Origin of the sequence: Enterococcus sp. 2STP (genome assembly GCF_032465635.1) — a bacterium.
Classification (GTDB): domain Bacteria; phylum Bacillota; class Bacilli; order Lactobacillales; family Enterococcaceae; genus Enterococcus_B; species Enterococcus_B lactis.
The window spans coordinates 239,846-257,534 of sequence record NZ_JAWDJH010000021.1 but is presented as its reverse complement, the minus strand read 5'-3'; the positions used below and the strand labels follow the sequence as shown (position 1 = coordinate 257,534).

At 37.2% G+C, this 17,689-nt stretch carries 13 protein-coding genes; 5 read left to right on the top strand and 8 right to left on the bottom strand.

The genetic code is table 11. From position 1 onward, the window contains the following. Positions 1-208: 208 nt before the first annotated feature. Both RWU19_RS10450 and sstT read right to left on the bottom strand, forming a co-directional pair. Positions 209-844, bottom strand: coding sequence for a DUF998 domain-containing protein (locus RWU19_RS10450; RefSeq protein ID WP_002292320.1), 636 nt, complete (start codon positions 842-844; stop codon positions 209-211). A 151-nt stretch (positions 845-995) separates the two neighbouring features. Further along, on the bottom strand, positions 996-2,216 hold the full coding sequence (gene sstT / locus RWU19_RS10445) for a serine/threonine transporter SstT (protein WP_002316020.1): 1,221 nt from the start codon (positions 2,214-2,216) through the stop codon (positions 996-998). 253 nt (positions 2,217-2,469) lie between these two features. Here sstT and RWU19_RS10440 point away from each other — a divergent pair, with 253 nt between their 5' ends. Beyond that, positions 2,470-5,463, top strand: a complete 2,994-nt coding sequence (locus RWU19_RS10440) for an LTA synthase family protein (RefSeq protein ID WP_276605363.1) — start codon at positions 2,470-2,472, stop codon at positions 5,461-5,463. 68 nt (positions 5,464-5,531) lie between these two features. Here the strand turns inward: RWU19_RS10440 and RWU19_RS10435 are convergent, their stop codons facing one another. From RWU19_RS10435 to RWU19_RS10420, 4 genes are all read right to left on the bottom strand, one after another. Beyond that, complete coding sequence (locus RWU19_RS10435) at positions 5,532-6,239, bottom strand: DUF4767 domain-containing protein (protein ID WP_070770534.1); 708 nt, start codon at positions 6,237-6,239, stop codon at positions 5,532-5,534. Between the two features lie 243 nt (positions 6,240-6,482). After that, entirely contained in the window at positions 6,483-7,025 is a 543-nt protein-coding gene (locus RWU19_RS10430) for a ferritin-like domain-containing protein (protein ID WP_010727258.1), read from the bottom strand. Positions 7,026-7,029: 4 nt separating this feature from the next. After that, the gene (locus RWU19_RS10425; protein ID WP_025477381.1) at positions 7,030-7,257 is read right to left on the bottom strand and encodes a heavy-metal-associated domain-containing protein; all 228 of its coding nucleotides are present in this window, start codon (positions 7,255-7,257) and stop codon (positions 7,030-7,032) included. A gap of 78 nt (positions 7,258-7,335) precedes the next feature. Next, complete coding sequence (locus RWU19_RS10420) at positions 7,336-9,216, bottom strand: heavy metal translocating P-type ATPase (protein ID WP_070770535.1); 1,881 nt, start codon at positions 9,214-9,216, stop codon at positions 7,336-7,338. Between the two features lie 300 nt (positions 9,217-9,516). Between RWU19_RS10420 and RWU19_RS10415 the strand changes: the two genes are divergently transcribed. Continuing rightward, positions 9,517-9,837 (top strand): PRD domain-containing protein, encoded by a 321-nt coding sequence (locus RWU19_RS10415; RefSeq protein WP_316002726.1) that lies wholly within the window; start codon positions 9,517-9,519, stop codon positions 9,835-9,837. 194 nt (positions 9,838-10,031) lie between these two features. On the opposite strand, the gene RWU19_RS10410 is transcribed toward RWU19_RS10415, so the two are convergent. Both RWU19_RS10410 and RWU19_RS10405 read right to left on the bottom strand, forming a co-directional pair. Beyond that, a complete protein-coding gene (locus tag RWU19_RS10410) occupies positions 10,032-11,627 on the bottom strand; it encodes a glycoside hydrolase family 13 protein (protein WP_024635371.1) in 1,596 nt (531 codons plus the stop codon). Then, complete coding sequence (locus RWU19_RS10405; protein ID WP_123837559.1) at positions 11,617-13,572, bottom strand: sucrose-specific PTS transporter subunit IIBC; 1,956 nt, start codon at positions 13,570-13,572, stop codon at positions 11,617-11,619. Before RWU19_RS10405 ends, RWU19_RS10410 begins: the two co-directional genes overlap by 11 nt. Before the next feature lie 228 nt (positions 13,573-13,800). On the opposite strand from RWU19_RS10405, the gene RWU19_RS10400 reads away from it, so the two are divergent. From RWU19_RS10400 to RWU19_RS10390, 3 genes are read left to right on the top strand one after another with little or no spacing between them, the layout of a single operon-like run. Next, complete coding sequence (locus tag RWU19_RS10400) at positions 13,801-15,279, top strand: sucrose-6-phosphate hydrolase (protein WP_002338597.1); 1,479 nt, start codon at positions 13,801-13,803, stop codon at positions 15,277-15,279. Between the two features lie 12 nt (positions 15,280-15,291). Further along, a complete protein-coding gene (locus tag RWU19_RS10395) occupies positions 15,292-16,275 on the top strand; it encodes a LacI family DNA-binding transcriptional regulator (protein WP_002310605.1) in 984 nt (327 codons plus the stop codon). Between the two features lie 21 nt (positions 16,276-16,296). Continuing rightward, complete coding sequence (locus RWU19_RS10390) at positions 16,297-17,178, top strand: ROK family protein (RefSeq protein WP_024635368.1); 882 nt, start codon at positions 16,297-16,299, stop codon at positions 17,176-17,178. The last annotated feature ends 511 nt before the right edge of the window (positions 17,179-17,689 follow it).

The window sequence follows — 17,689 nt, the reverse complement described above, 5'->3', positions numbered from 1 at the left end:
TCTATATTCACTATAATTTTTTTTTATAAGGAGAACTAGACCAAATAAAAGATTAAAATAACCTGAGAAATCATACACTACTCTTTCTCAGTTAATATACGCTAAAACAGAAGCTCTACAAGAAAATTATGGAACTATATTTCAGAAAAACAAAAAAACAGCCAACGGACGAAATGTCCGCTGACTGTTCAATTTGACGGCTCAAGTTTTACTGTTTGAGATGCAAGATACTCAACCAGGCAATGGGCACATAATTAAAGAAAAAACTGATTCTTTGGCAAAATCCTATTTTATTCAGTAATGGCCAAGAATTTATAGAAGGAATTCTTGCCAGACCATAAATCGCCGCAAAAAGCAAACTGATTACAGACAGTCCAAGGTATAAGTGGCTTACGTCCATTTGCCCATTTTTTCGATAGATCAAGAAAAGAAGAACTGGAAACAATAAAAAACCACTGTAACCTAAACCTGATCCGATATTATGGACCCATGTCGAGACATTCCACGAAGACTCATGGGTATTGATACTGAACAAACCTGTGAAGATACAATCACCTATACCATAAAAACCGATAGATGCTGTAACCAGGGTAGCTAACACGCGAGATGTACTTGCAAATGCAGCATATAATGCAGGCAATGACAGGATGAAAAAAATCCCTGAAACCACTGACCAAATAAGAAATGCCTTTCTTACAGGACTGGAAATCTCTCCAAATACACTGATCACACTCTTCATTTGATCTAATTCAGGATAATACAATCCTAATACGTACGGAGTCAAAAAATCACTCAACACGCCTAATAATAAAAAGAAGAAACCAAATTTACGTAAAAAATCCATGATGCGCCTCCAATAACAATTACCTATGCTTTTAATTGTTATTATAAACGACTTTATCTCGATTTAACAGGAACCTCTTTTTACACGTACATCTATATAACTCATTAAAAATTTGAATCGTCTTAAGGTTCATCCCCTAAATATCTAATGTTCAACGTTCATTTAACCCATCTAATCGATCTTTCAATTTGATTTTTTCTCCACTTCTTTTACGCGCGCCTAATTCTCCTATCGCAGTAAACAACAAATCACTTGACGAATTTAAGGCAGTTTCCATTGAATCTTGGATAACACCGATAATAAATCCGATACCGACGATTTGCATCGCGACATCATTAGAGATACCAAACAAACTACATGCTAATGGAATCAATAACAGTGAACCGCCCGCAACACCTGAAGCCCCACAAGCAGCTAAAGCAGACAAAATACATAAAAGGACTTTCAAAACAAATGGTGCTTCAATCCCTAAGGAATGTACAGCCGTCAATGACATCACGGAAATGGTAATCGCAGCACCGCCCATATTGATCGTAGCACCTAATGGGATCGATATGGAATAAGACTCTTTCGTCAATTTCAATTTTTCAGCCAGCATCATGTTTATCGGGATATTTGCGGCAGAACTTCGGGTAAAGAAAGCGGGAAGCGCACTTTCTTTCAAACAAAAGAGAATCAATGGATAGGGGTTTTCTTTAATAAACAAAAACGTGAGGAACGGGTACACAACTAATGCGACAAACAGCATCGTGCCAATCAACACAAGTAAAAGCTGCAGATACTCTGCCAATCCAGCGATTCCAGTCGTGGCAATCGATTGATAAACTAATCCTAAAATCCCTATCGGAGCGAATGCAATAATCACTTGTACGACTTGTGATAATGCTACAGATATTTGATCCACCAATTCTTTTGTCGATTCTGAACGTGCTCGAAAAGCTAGACCTAACAACACAGCCCAGAATAAGACACCAAGATAATTCGCATCAATGAGCGATTGAACAGGATTTTGTGTGACATTTGTCAACATCGTAGATAAAACACTTTCCAAATTTTGCGGTGCTTGTTCAGACACTGTTTCTTGTAAAGTAATAGGAACAGTAAAAATTGAACTTATAATCACTGCTACAAGTGCCGAAAGCAATGTTCCTACTAAATATAAGACTAAAATAGGCTTCACAAATGTCTTATTTCCTATTTTATGTTTGGCAATTGAAGCCATCGTCAAGAAAAAAACTAGAAGAGGCGCAATTGCTTTCAAGCAACTGACAAACAACGTCCCCAATATTGAAATAAATGTCCACGTGGGGAAAAAGATACCAAACAATATTCCGACTAAAATACCAACAACAATACGTTGAACTAACGACATATCCAAAAACTTCTCTAACAAATGACCACCCTTTCACAATTTTAACAATCATTGTATCATTTTATCTAAAGAAACTAAAGGTGCAATTTTCTAAAAATTCTAATAATATAAACAACCATTTCTTGCTAGTTTTACACTTTTTCTGTCTACACGTTGTTTTTTGAGATATTCTAAGTTAGGATGTTATTAATGGGCAACTTCTCAGGAAACACTTTCTTATGTTTTTGTCCAATTTTTTGTGAGGTGTTTATTCTTGAAAAAAATAAAGAAGGAGAGTTATGGCTTCTTAACAATCTTTGTCGCTTGTATAATGATGGTTTTACAGCGTATATTGATTTCAGCAGTCACTATTCCTACATATTCCACAAACCCTGGACGATTCTACATCTATACATTTTTACAAACTTCCGTTGTTATTGGTACAAATTTAATCCCACTTTATATGGGTTACCAATATCAAAAAATCGCCCGTTTAAAAGTTTTACATTATTTAAGTCGTTTTGCCTTTATATTCCTAATAGCCACACTAGCTTGCAATATCTTTTTTTACGTACAAGCTGGTAGCTTGAATATTCGTGATTATTGGCTTATCCTAACGCCTATCAGTCAGAACTACTTTACTTATGCTGTTTCTTGTACTTTGCTTTTTTGTAGTATTCCTTATACAGTTGCATTTTTAAATAAATTATCGAAAATAACAATTAAACATCTACTATTATTTTTAACAATTGGATTAGTTGGCTGCTCTACTCTATTTAATAAAGACCCGTTTGCATTACAGAATGGACAGAGTATTTTATGGATTTTTTATTTATTTTTAATGGGTTATGGTTTGAAAGAATGGAACTGGAAAGAAAAGGTCCGCTATAAGCTTCCTCAAGTATTTATCAGCTTGATTGTTTTATTCGGTTTGATTATTTTGATGACACAAATTTCACTCATCATCAGAGGAAATACAGATACAGCGCTAAGGTTTTCTAAACCATATTCTCTCTTCGCAATGTATTATACATTCTCTTCGTTTTTATTTTTAGAAATGCTATCCGATAAATTAGATATAAAAGGAAGAGGAAAATTCCTTGCTGTGTTTTTGATTGTCACTCAAGTTATATGTAATTTCCCTTTAGTTTCTTATCGCGTATCTACATTTATGAAACGTGAATTTCCAAACTCAGGAAAGGCATGGCTGATAAATATCGGGCAGTTTTTTATTTACTATTTATTAGCAGTGTCCCTCCTAGTTATCTTTTTATTTTATATACAAAAAATCCGTTTCATTCATCATTTCATCGAATACTTCGCTTTTGATTCGATTGAACAATTAACACAACGTTGGAAAAAAAGAATTCATTGGCTTTTTGTTCATAAAAGTTATTTTTTAGTTGCAACATTTTTTTACTGCTTTACCTTCGTGCAGATTTTCGTTTTAGAACCAAAAGAAGGTTGGAAAGAAACTATCCAAGTTGCCTTAAAAATATTTACTCAGCGACAAGCACCCATGATCCTGACAATCATCATCATTATGGGATTTTTCTTCTTACTATTGTTGATTTCCAATCGTTTTTGGTACGCCTTTACTGCTACCTTAATCATTAACTTACTGCTCACTATTTCGACAGTAATCAAAATGGAAATGCGGGAAGAACCTGTCTTTCCTTCAGATTTAAAAATGCTGACCGGATTGTCGGAACTATTATCGATGGTTAGCCCAATCTTATTAATCGTGGGCGGATTAATCCTTCTCCTATTATTGATTACTAGTATTATTGTACAACGTAGACTACAAAAACAGTATTCCTTGAAGATTCATTGGAAACGTCGATTTATCAGTATCGCTGTATTATTAGTATGTTTTTCGGGGGTCTTTTTCATTAATCACAAAAATTCGCCTTCTTTCTTGCTGTTTAATTTATTTAAAGTAAACAAGACTTTCTTTAACCAACAAGGGGCCGTAAAAGATAACGGTCCAGTCATTCAATTCCTAAATAATATCGACATTAAAATCATGGAAGAACCTGCTGACTATTCGAAAGAAAAAATTAATGAAATAATGAAAAAGTACAATACAAAGGCAGTGGAAATCAATCAAACAAGAAATGACTGGTTAAACAATCAGACGATCGTTCTCAATTTAAGTGAAAGTTTCAGTGATCCTGCACGTGTCCCTAATCTGACAGTACCTACAGACCCTATTCCTTACATCAAAAGCATTATAACAGAAGGAACAGGAGGATTGATGTTATCCGTTGGTTATGGTGGCGGAACAGCTAATATGGAATGGGAAGGATTGACAGGATTGAGTATCAGCAACCTGTCTGCTTCATTAGTTACCCCTTATACCCAGCTAGTGGAACGTCAGAAAATAAGTCCAAACATTACCGATTTATTCGATGAAAAAATAGCCATCCATCCTTTTACAGCTGCTCTTTATCGCAGAAAACAAGTGTTTGATAAATTTGGTTTTGATCGGTTCTATTATTTAGACAGTCCGAATAAATTAACTTATACGGATAAAATAGAACAAAGTCCACGTATATCGGATGATTCAGCATACAAAGAAACCTTGAAAGCTTTACAAAGCAATACAGAAACTTCGCAATTCATCCAATTATCCACTATGCAAAACCATATGCCTTATGATGATTACTATAGTGAATTGAACTATACTGCTGAAGGAACTGCTGTCATTCCTAATCGAAGAAAAGAATTACAAACTTATATGCAGGGTCTTCATTATACCGATACAGCAGTAAAAAAATTCATCCAAGAAATCGACAAAATCGATAAACCGATTACTTTTGTTTTTTATGGTGACCATTTACCCGCAATCTATAGTGGGAATGATTCAAAAAAATATGGATTAGAACAGCACCAGACAGATTATTTCATTTATAGCAACAAGTATAGTCGTGAACAAGCAACTACGTTAAATAAAGAAGTTGTCGCTCCTAATAACTTTGGTGCTATGGCTCTTGAGCATGCGAATATCAAAGTAACTCCTTACTATGCGTTGTTGACAGAAGTATCTAATCATCTACCTGCATTAACAATTGATCCTACGGAAAGCTTGTCTAATCGTTTTAACGGAAAACAGGTCTTTGTTACAGAAGATAGTCAAATTATCCAAGAAAAAAATTTGACTGAGAAACAAAAAGAAATTCTAGAAGATTATCGTCTGATACAATATGATCTTGTTGCAGGTAACCAGTACAGTGCAACATGGGCGACACAAAAAATAAAAGACTAACAAATAAACTGAGCAAGGGGTTGTGACAAAAGACATGTCACAACCCCTTGTTCATCTCACTAATTTACTTACCCATAAACGATTTGATCAAAGCCATTTTTCAATTCATTATTCGCTGTCTCGTTGAAGTAAAGATAATTATCGGGATTCCCCTGATTTTGTTGTGTCACCAATACTTTGGGCTGATTTTGCTGAAACCCGAATAGATAGACATGCTTTTTCAGATATGGTTCTGTCTCTGCATCGGAATAGACGGCTGTGATTTGATAATCTGCTTGACCTGTTCCGCTTTCTGACCATTCTGCAGAAACAGGCACTCCACCAATAGCCATCTTCCACTCCCCGTTCAAAATAGCTTGAGGGACTTTAAGACCATATAAGTCCACACTCATTTGATTCGTATAACTTTTGTATTGTTGTCCCATTGTTTGGCCCCATGTAGTCATAAATGCCTCTAATTGTGCGGCTTTGTCTGCATTCCATAGTGTTTGTTCGACTTGTTCGCTGCTTTCTGAAGAGGAAGATGAAGCCTCTACAGAAGAACTTGAAGTAGATGTTTGAGTTGTTTCAATCGTTTTGGAAGACTCTGACGAAGTAGAGGTATCTGCTGTTTCTATACTTGTTGCAGTTGACTTGCTCTCTGTGCTAGTTGTTGTAGTAGTTGCAATTGTTTCTTTCGCTGTTTCTTTTGTTGATTCTTTTCTTGGTTCATTCCCGTTGGTACAACCAGCTAACAAAAAAGCTAGACCCATTGTTAATAAAATCCTTTTTTTCAATTAAAAAACTCCTTTCGATTACTCCCCCACTTCTTTATTCTATCAAATAAGCAATGTGATTTTATTGTTTTTTCGTATTTTCTCATCCATCTTTTAAACCTTTTAAGAACTAAGAAGCACCCGCTGATGTCTTATAGACAACTTCAGCGGGTGCTTCTTTTTATTTTATTTTTAAGACAAAACTTCGTGTTTTTTTCCCGCTTTTCTCACGCTTTATATTTGTATTTGAAGAAACATACACTTTTAGTCATCATCGTCTTCCTCATCCAAATCTTGTCGGACAGTTTTTCCTTGGAGTCTTTGTACTTGGTAGATGATTTCTTTATTGAAACTTAAAAGTTCAACAAGCAATTGTTGCAAGCCATATTTTTCTTCTTTTTCAGCTAACTTGATTGCCCGTGTGATAAACATATTTTGGAAATCAAAATCTTTTGCAAAGTTTTCCAACATTGTTGAGGCTGGTAAATATTTGTTTTGACCATGTTCGTAAATTTTTCCATAACGCATGACTTCTTCTAAAGTAGACGGAACGATTTCATTTTCAATCACTAACTCATGAGAGATTTTATTGAACCATCTCGCTTCTTGATCAGCATATTCTGAAAAAAGGGTACTTAATTCTTGCGAAGATGTACCCAAAACATACAATTGTGCTTGGATCAATTTCATTTCTTCTAATTTAAAATTTGCTAATACATGCCCCACCATGGCGCCAGCAGTTGGTTTATGATGGTCAATATCTGCTTGTTTTGTTTCTTGAGCAAATTTTTCTTCCACTATATTCATTGATTTACGCCTCTTTTACTTTTGTTGATTGGACTTCATAACCTAATTTTTCCACAACTGCAGCTAATTGTTCAGGGTGAACTTTATCTGGATCAAAGTTTGCTTTGATTTTGCTCGCATTAAACAAAACTTTCGTATTGCTTACCCCAGGCTGTTGCGAAACCGCATGTTCGATTTTTTGCATACAGCTTGGACAAGCTAGTGTATCTAATTGCATAATCATTTTTTTCATCATAGTTCTTCCTTCCTTTTTCTTGATAGTCTTATTCTAGATTACAGCTTCCATAAAAAAATTGATTCTTATCAAGTTTTACGATTTTTCCTCTTTGCTTTCGTGTCCAAAATACAATAAACGCATCGCGTTAAAGATAACGATCAAGATACTAGCTTCGTGAACGAACATCCCACTAGCCATGTAAATAAACCCGGCAAATAAGCCGATGAGTAAAAATAAGACGACACCAATGGCAATCACTACATTTTCACGGGTATTCAAAACAGTTTTCTTAGCCAAACGGTAGGCATGAACCAACGATCCAAAACTAGATTGCATCAAGACAACGTCACTCGTTTCGATAGCAACATCCGTTCCTGATCCCATAGCAATCCCGATATCAGCCGCAGCCAAAGAGGGAGAATCATTGATTCCATCTCCAATGAAAGCAACGCGCAATCCTTGTTCTTGGTATTTTTTCACAAATTGAACCTTTTCATCTGGTAATAATTCAGCATGGACTTCATCAATGCCTAACATATCAGCTACATAATCAGCAGTCATCTGATTATCACCTGTCAGCATCACTAAATGTTTTGCTCCTGCTTGTTTCAACATAGCTAATTGTTCAGCGACTTCTGGTCGAATCACATCTGACACACCAATGATTTGAGTGATTTTTTTGTCGATTACTACAATAATGACCGAGCTGCCTGTTTGTTGTAATTGATGTAAATCTTGTACTTGCTTTGGTGTGAGAGAAAGTTTGTGAGCGGCAATCAATTTGGTGTTGCCCGCACAAACTGTATGACCATCAATCTCAGCTGTGATTCCTTGTCCCTTGATCGTCTGATTATCTTTGACTGCTAATTGTTGAAAATCAATGTCTTTCTCCTGAGCATAATGGATCACGGCGCGCCCCAGAGGATGATCGGATAACGTTTCTAATCGAGCCACTAAAGCTAAGCTGTCCCCTTCATCCTCTGTATAGTTCTTGATAGTGGATACAGCAGTAGTTCCTTTGGTCAATGTACCGGTTTTATCAAAGACAAAAGTATCGATTTTGGAAAAAGTATCCATTGCTTCACCGCCTTTGACTAAGATGCCCCGTTTCGCTCCATTACCGATTCCTGCTACATTCGAAACAGGCGCACCAATGACTAAAGCGCCAGGACAACCAAGAACCAAAACAGTGATGGCTAAACGAAAATCACGACTGATCAGACCAACAAGCAACGCAATAAGTAAAACGGTTGGAGTATAATACTGAGAAAAACGATCAATGAATTTTTCCGCATGTGATTTGGTATCTTGTGCTTCTTCGACTAATTCGATAATTTTGGCAAAGGTCGTATCATCTCCGACCTTAGTTGCTTCGATCGTCACGTAGCCATCTGCTAAAATCGTTCCAGAAAATACGTCATCTCCACTGATTTTGACGACTTGTCGTGATTCACCCGTCACTGCGGCTTCATCCGCATACCCTTTTCCGTCAATGACTCGTCCGTCCACAGGAATAGCTCCACCAGTTTTTACTAAGACGATATCACCTTCTTCCACGTCATCGATTTCCACTTCTTCAGTCGTTCCATCTTCTTGGACAACGCTGGCAGTCAATGGGGCCATCTCGGTCAAAGCCTTGATTGATTCCCGCGTTTTGGTCAATGTTTTTTGTTCCAGATAACTACCAAACAAAAACAAGAATGTAACGATAGCTGACTCCTTGTATTCTCCGATCATAAAGGCACCAAGCACAGCAATAGTAACGAGTAAATCAATTGAGATAACTTTGACTTTTACTGCCTGATACGCATGGATCATAATAGGTATGACCGCAATAATAGAAGCTATGGCTAGAGCAGTGTTATAGAACAAGACAAATCCAGTAAATTTTCCGATAAAACCAAAAATAATCAACACAGCTGATAAGGCGGTGATATGATTTCGATGCTCTTGGATCCACTTTTGAAATTTCATCTTTCTCCCTCTTTTCCTTTTCGTTCTTACGAGACTAAGTATAGATACTTATCCATCATAAAAAATTGACCACTATCAAGTTTAGTCAAAAAGGTGGTTTTCTTTTGGTATACTGAATTCCTACAGTCATTAAACGATCATATAGAAAAAGGAAGCGCCGAAACGCTTCCTTAGGTAGTTCTATTTTTTTATTCAAAGATAAGATGCTTTGTCATCTTACGACTGAAGAACAACAATCAAAAAAGGGCAGCAGCCACTCATTCACAAGAAATATCGTTTTTTGATATGGGAATTGAAGCAGTGGACAAATATCTCTACTTATTAGCTGGGAATAAGATCCAAAAAAGCTTAATGGATTTTATCCAAGAATTGGAATGTACTTTCCACAAAAAATTCACTCATTCCATTCTTTTAAAACTTTTGATTCATACAGCGTGTCTAATTGAGCATACATTGATAAACGGTCATGAACTTAAAATTATATCAGAAGATGACACAAGACCTTCTCATGAAACAATTTTTCATGTAAAAAAGGCCTTCAAAAATATTGAAACAGAATTTGGGATCACTGTTTCTTATGATGAATGTTTCTTTATCTATGATATTATCGCATCTAAATAATCTTTTTTATGTAAACGAATATTTTTTTAACTTATTGTTTAAGAGTGATAATATTCCATCCTAACAATTAAAGGGAGACAATTAAAAGTTTGTCCCCCTTTTTGCTGATTAAATTGTTTTCTATAAACAAATCGAATAACTGTTTCATTGAACTATCTACCTCATAACAAAGATTCATCTATAGAAAAAACCACTTAATAGATCAGCGCGCTAAAAGCTTCATATGGGAGTAAATTGTTAGTAACTTTCTTTTTGTAATTTTGGATCAAGACTTGTTTGACACGATACTTACCGATTGGAAAAGTAGTCTTTTGATCAGAAAAATTAACTACAACTAGTATTTTTTGGTTTTTTAAACTGCGTAGATATGCTAAAACATTCGGTTCCTCTGTCTCAATGACTTGATATTTCCCATAGACAATCACAGGTAATTCTTTGCGCAATTCGATCAGTTTTTGATACGTATAAAACAAGGAATCTTGAGCAGCTAATGCTGCTTCTACATTGATCTCTTCTGTATTCCCCACTGGCAACCAAGGAGTGCCTTCCGTAAAGCCACCATTTTTGTGATTGTTCCATTGCATCGGATGGCGAGCATTATCTCGCCCCTTCGAGTTGATTGATTGGATCAACTCTTCCTTCGAATAGCCTTTTTTTATACGTTCTGCATACATTCTTTGGCTTTCAATATCATCTACCTCATCAATACTCTTTACTGGATAATTGATCATGCCGATTTCTTCTCCTTGATAGATATAAGGAGTACCTTGCATAAAATGGAGGTATATCGCTAGCATTTTTCCACTGATTGTTCGATATTCTTGATCGTCCCCCCAGCGAGAAATGATTCGTGGGAGATCATGATTATTCCAAAATAAAGAATTCCAACCACAACCACCTAATTCAATCTGCCATTTAGAAAAAGTCCGATGTAATTCCTGTGGATCTAAATCCTTTAGATCCCATTTTCGCTTGCCATTCTGTTTGTCTAGATTAATATGCTCGAATTGAAAGACCATTGATAATTCTTTGCGTTCTTCTTTTGAATACAGCTGCGCAATCTTGGGCGTTGCCCCCCAAGTCTCTCCCACTGTCACTACATCATAATGACCAAATGTTTTTTGGTACATTTCTTGCAATAAATCATGTAAAAGAGGACCATTTTTAGTAATAGATTGTTCCGGCTGTTTTCCAATCAGATCAATGACATCTAATCGAAATCCGCCAATCCCTTTCTCAAGCCAAAAATTCATCATGTCATAGATTGCTTGTCTCATCTTTGGATTTTGCCAATTCAAATCCGGCTGCTTTTTCGAATGCAAGTGCAGATAATATTGATTCACTTCGGGCACATAGGTCCATGCTGAACCGCCGAAGTTCGACTCTAATCCATTCGGTTCTTTACGCCAAACATAATAGTCGTGATAGGGACTGGTAACACTTTTTTTTGCCGATTGAAACCATGGATGTCTGTCTGACGTATGATTGATAACAAGATCCATGATGACTCTTATTCCCCTTTGTCGTGCTTCTTTTATCAGTAAATCCATATCTGCCATCGTTCCATATTCTGCGCCTATTTTTCTGTAGTCACTGATATCATAGCCATTATCATCATTAGGTGATTCATAAACCGGGCTTAACCATATCGCATTGATTCCCAGGTTTTCTAGATAATCTAATCTTGAAAGAATACCAGGAATATCTCCAATGCCATCTCCATTTGTATCTTGAAAACTTCGAGGATAGATTTGATAGATTACTGCACTTTTCCACCATTTATTTTTCATCTGTTTCACTCACTATCAGAATATCTTCACCACTTTTGACCGTGTTTTTTTCAAGAATTTTTACATTAGCATATGCAGAGGAATTAGTGACAATTTCCATAATTGTATCGTCGTACCCTTCTTCTTTAAGCAATTTACGATCAAATGTACCGAGAATATCCCCTTTTTTCACTAATTCACCATATTGTCGCTGTGTCGTGAATCCGGCCCCTTTTAGATTCACTGTATCGATACCGATATGGATCAGTACTTCCGCTCCTTTCTCTGTTTTCAAGCCATATGCATGTTTAGATTCGTGGACAACTGTCAATATACCATCTGCTGGAGCATGGACTACCCCGTCATCTGGTTTGACTGCTATACCTCTTCCCATCATTTCAGTGGAAAAAACTGGATCTTTTACCTTCGTTAAAGGGAGAATCTTCCCGCTGACTGATGCAGCTAAAATTTCATCTTGCGGTTTCCTAGTCGTTTTAGGAACTGAACTGATTGACTCAGCTGCTTCTGTTCCTTTTGATTCACCATCTGCTAGCAGTTCCATATGTTTTTTTCCATAGAAGTAAGTGCTTAAAAAACCGATCACTATACTGATAACAATTCCGATCATGAATGAAGGAATCGAACGAGGTGCAATGGAAATAAAGCCAATGACGCTTGCCGGTCCCATCGCAACTGCTAATACGTGGAACAAGCCGATAAAGAATGAAGCAATTCCTGCAGCAATCATTCCACAAATAAACGGAAATTTCAGTTTCAAATTCACACCGAATATCGCTGGCTCAGTAATCCCCAACATAGCGGAAACACCTGCAGTGGTAGCTAGACTCTTTTGCTTTTTATTTTTTGTCAGCAGCATAATCGCCAAAGCAGCCGCTCCTTGCGCTACATTTGCCATTGAGGCAACTGGAAAGATAAAAGAGCCACCCGTTCTGGCAACATCTGCTAGTAAAGTAGTCTCGATTGCTGGAAAGCTTTGATGTAATCCGGTAATGACTATCGGCGAATAGAAGAAACCAAAGACACCTAAGCCGAAAGCTCCAGTAGTACTGTATAACCAGCTTAATCCATCAGCTAAGCCGTCTCCGACAGTACGCATCACCGGCCCTACTACTGTAAAAGTTAAAAAACCAGTAATAATAATAGCTAGCATTGGAGTAAATGTGTAGTCGAAAGCATTAGCCAACCGTTTATGGAAGAATTTTTCTAAAGTAGCTAAAATCCAAGAAACTGCAAGGACTGGAAGAACAGATCCTTGATAACCGGCTTGTGCCACATTCATTCCAAAAATATTCCAATAAGGCATCGATCCTTCTGCAATAGCATTCGTCACACTGTATCCATTCACTAAATCCGGCATGACCATCGCCATCCCCATTGCTGCTCCAAGATACGGATTGCCTCCAAAACGTCGAGTTGCTGAAAAACCTACCAAAATCGGCAAAAAAGCAAACGGCGCTGAAGCAAGTAAATTAATGATGCCAGCAAAATCTTTCACTGATGGATACAACTCAACCACTGACTGAGGACCAAACAAATCCTGTGCCGTCAAAACATTATTCAGAGCCATCAACAGTCCACCCGCAACCAATGCAGGGACAATCGGAACGAAGATATCTGACAACACCTTGATAAAGGCCATGACAGGATTATTCTTCTTATTCGATGCTACCGCTTTCAAATCGTCGGTTGAAGCTTCCTTTACGCCGGTGATCTTAACGAATTCATCATATACGTTATTCACATCACCTGCTCCGATAATGATCTGAAATTGATCATTTGCTTCAAAAGTTCCTTTCACACTTTCATTATCATCCAGAGCCTTCTGGTCTACTTTGTCTGAATCTTTTAAGACAAGCCGTAAACGTGTTGCACAATGCGCAGCTGCTTGTACATTGTCTTCTCCAAGCGCTTTGCTGATTTCTTCAGCTACTTTTTTGTAATCCATTTCATTTCCTCCTAATCCAAAATTATTGAAGCAGTAACTATAAATTTTTCTTAAGCACAATATGCCATGATTTAAAACAATTGTCAATCGATTATCAAATTTTAAATAAAATAATTTTTTATATATAAAAAAATAGCTTTTATAAGCCATTTAATTTTGATATTCGTTTGACATTTTACCAGAAAAAATATATTATAATTCCAAGAATACGTTTACAAGGAGTTTGTCATGAAACTTAAAGAAAATTGGTCACGAACGGATCGTTATCGTCCATATAAAGAATGGTCTGAAGAACATTTGCATTCCTTAGAGAAGAAAATCAATTCTTCCCATTGGCGCTTAGGCTACCATATACAACCAGTTACTGGTTTATTGAACGATCCGAATGGTTTTTCCTATTTCGACGGGAAATGGCAGCTATTTTATCAAGCATATCCGATGGGGTCTGTTCATGGTCTGAAATCTTGGTACCATCTCTCCTCAGTTAATCTGATAGATTGGAAAAACGATGGCCTCAAACTGATTCCGGATAATTCATTTGACAGTCACGGTGTGTACTCAGGTTCAGCTTTGCCGATTGATAATCAACTGTTCCTTGCATATACCGGAAATGTGCGTGATTCGAATTGGGGACGTCATTCCTTCCAGTTAGGGGCATGGATGGACAAAAATGGTAATATCACTAAGATACCGACTCCTTTGATCAGCTCCCCACCTCCGGGATATACACAAGAAATCCGTGATCCTCAGCTGATTGCTTATGATGACGGTTACTTGCTCATTGTCGGAGCACAAACTGAACAAAAACAAGGAAGAATCCTAACTTATTACAGTAAAGATCTTCAAAATTGGCAGTTTTTAGGAACTTTGGGTTTTACAGAGGAAGAAATGGGTTTTATGATCGAGTGTCCAAATCTATTATTTGTGAACGGCAAAGCACTACTGGTCTTCTGCCCACAAGGTTTATCTCACGAGATCCACTCATACAGTAATATTTACCCGAATACTTACGTGATCGGTCAAACATTTGATTTTGAAAAAAATGAGCTTTCCGACCCTACTCACATAAAAAATATAGATGAAGGATTTGACATTTACGCGACGCACTGTTTCAGTGATGAAAATGGACGAACCTTGGCAATCAGTTGGATTGGGTTGCCTGAAATCAGCTATCCAACTGACGAAGAAGGATGGGCACACTGCTTGAGCATCGTAAAAGAACTTACTATTGAAAAAGAGCAGCTCTATCAACGACCGGTGAAAGAAACAGCGCAGTTGCGAAAAGGAAAACCTTATCACTTTAGCGGTTTGGAAACCACTATTGACGCGGAAATAAATCAATATGAACTCCAGTTAGAATTCGATTACTCACAGAAAGGTACTATTTTATTGTTTGCAGATGAACAACAAAAACACGGTTTAACACTATCCTTTGATATGATACATGGTAAAATGAGTATGGATCGCAGCCATGCCGGCAAATCTTTCGCTGAAAATTTTGGAACTGTACGTGAATTCTCAATTGAAAAGAAACCGCTGAAATTACAAATATTTGTTGATCGTTCCGTTGTAGAGGTGTTTGTAAATGATGGACAGCAAACAGCGACTGCCCGTGTCTTTCCGACAGATGATCAAACGGGCTTGTATATAAAAAGTGACAGGGAATTTAAAGGGAAATTATGGCATCTGCGGAATATGAACAAATAAAGGATGAAGAAAATGGCTGTTAAATTGACAGATGTGGCAAAAAAAGCAGGAGTCTCTCCTACTACTGTCTCGAGAGTGATAAATAATTATGGTTCTTTAAGTCAAAAAACAATCGATAAAGTGAATCAAGCAATGAAAGAACTCAATTATCAGCCGAATTCGTTAGCCCGTTCACTTCAAGGAAAAAACACCCAATTGATCGGCTTGATTTTCCCAACAGTCGCCAATCCGTTTTTTGGCGAATTAGTCGAACAGTTGGAAAGTAAATTATTTGATTTAGGCTATCGTTCGATCTTATGTGACAGTGCTAATAATAAAGAAAAAGAACGAAATTATCTCAACATGTTAGCAGCAAATAAAGTGGACGGCATCATCGCCGGCGCTCATAATCTCGGGATACAGGAGTACGAAAATATTGAGTTGCCAATCGTCTCTTTTGACCGCTATCTGGCAGACGGAACACCAATCGTCAGCAGTGATAATTTCCGAGGCGGTTATCTCGCGACAGAAAATCTCTATCTAAAAGGAGCTCGTAAAATCGCTATTTTGACGGGCTCGCAAGAATCCAACTCCCCCACAAATGACCGAATGAACGGCTATTTGAAATTTATGGATGAGCAGCAGCTAGAACCACAGATTTTTCAATTCCATTCAACTGCTCGTTCCACTGCTTTAAAAAATTTAGAAATCAAACGGATTTTGCAAAATGAAGAGATTGACAGTATTTTTTGCACAGATGATCTTACAGCTGTATTGGCATACAATCTGTGTCAAGAGCTCGATATCCGCATCCCTGAGCAATTGAAAATCATTGGATATGACGGAACAAAATTTATCCAGAATTATTTTCCGCATCTGTCTACTATCGCTCAACCAATAACGGATATTGCCGACATCCTTGTAGACTTGCTACTGCAAAGAATCCAAGATGCTGAAAAACCACTGGAATCACATTACGTTTTACCAGTAAAGCTGATTCAAGGTAAAACGACTTAACTGCAAAGGAGCAAATGTTTTATGTTATATGGAGCAATTGAAGCTGGCGGAACAAAATTTGTCTGCGCAGTAGGTACGAAAGATTTAGAAGTAATTGAAAGAATACAAATCCCTACAACCACGCCGATAGAAACGATGAATAACGTTATTGATTTCTTCAAAAAACACCAAGACCAACTGGCAGCGATTGGAATAGGTTCTTTTGGACCGATTGATATTCATCCCAATTCAGCAACATACGGATATATCACCTCTACGCCAAAAAAAGCTTGGCAGAATTTTGATTTTATCGGTTATTTAAATAAAAATTTAAAAGAACTACCGATTGTCTTTACCACCGATGTCAATGCAGCTGCTTACGGAGAATATGTCGCGGGGAATGGAAAAGGGCGTTCCACTATTGTTTACTACACGATTGGAACAGGTATTGGTGGCGGTGCCTTGCAAAATGGCACTTTTGTAGAAGGTTTCAGCCACCCTGAAATGGGACATATGCTTGTGCGCCGACACCCTGTGGATACCTTTAAAGGTGTTTGTCCTTATCATAGCGATTGCCTGGAAGGAATGGCTTCTGGACCTGCAATCGAACAAAGAACAGGCATGAAAGGTCAAGAGTTGTCTGTCGCTGATCCTTCTTGGGAATTAGAAGCTTATTACATCGCTCAATGTGTCTATAACACAACTCTTCTATTTTCACCTGATGTCATCATCTTTGGCGGAGGCGTAATGAAACAAGCACATCTGAGAGAACGAGTCCAAGAAGCTTTGGTTGGTTTGATGAATCACTATGTAGACTACCCAGCATTCGAAAACTATGTATTACCTCCAAAATTAGGAGATGATGCTGGAATCATTGGGTGTTTAGCTTTAGCATTAGAAAAATCAGAAAAAGATATCTTCTAATAAAATAAGCACGTTGTCACAACAATCTCATCAATAAAAAGACGAAGAATCCACTTGACGCGATTTCTTCGTCTTTTTATTTACTATTAACTTATGTTCTACAATCGGCCTTTCAACCCGATATCCTCGCCTATTTTTCTTGCCCTTAACTCTCTGTTTCCTGTACTTAACAGAGTAGAGGTGTCGTGGAATTCTTTTGTTAACTTCAAATTATGATCTTCTACAAGTTCCTACAATCTAATCTTGGTTGTTTTTTTATTCAACTTGCAACGCTAGCAAGTTCCAGTTGATTCTCTTTTCCAATTAAGTTTTGTGATATTTAAACTTCGCCTTGACAGCTTTTCTAAATATAGAAAAGAACATTTCCTTATGTCTATTATGCAACAGCTCAATTTATTTAATGTATGTTAATGATTTTGTGGAATGTCTCCTTGGACATGCTATTTCTACTATTTAATGATCAATCACTTGACCTACTAGTAAGTAGAGAGCATGCCCGAACACATTACAA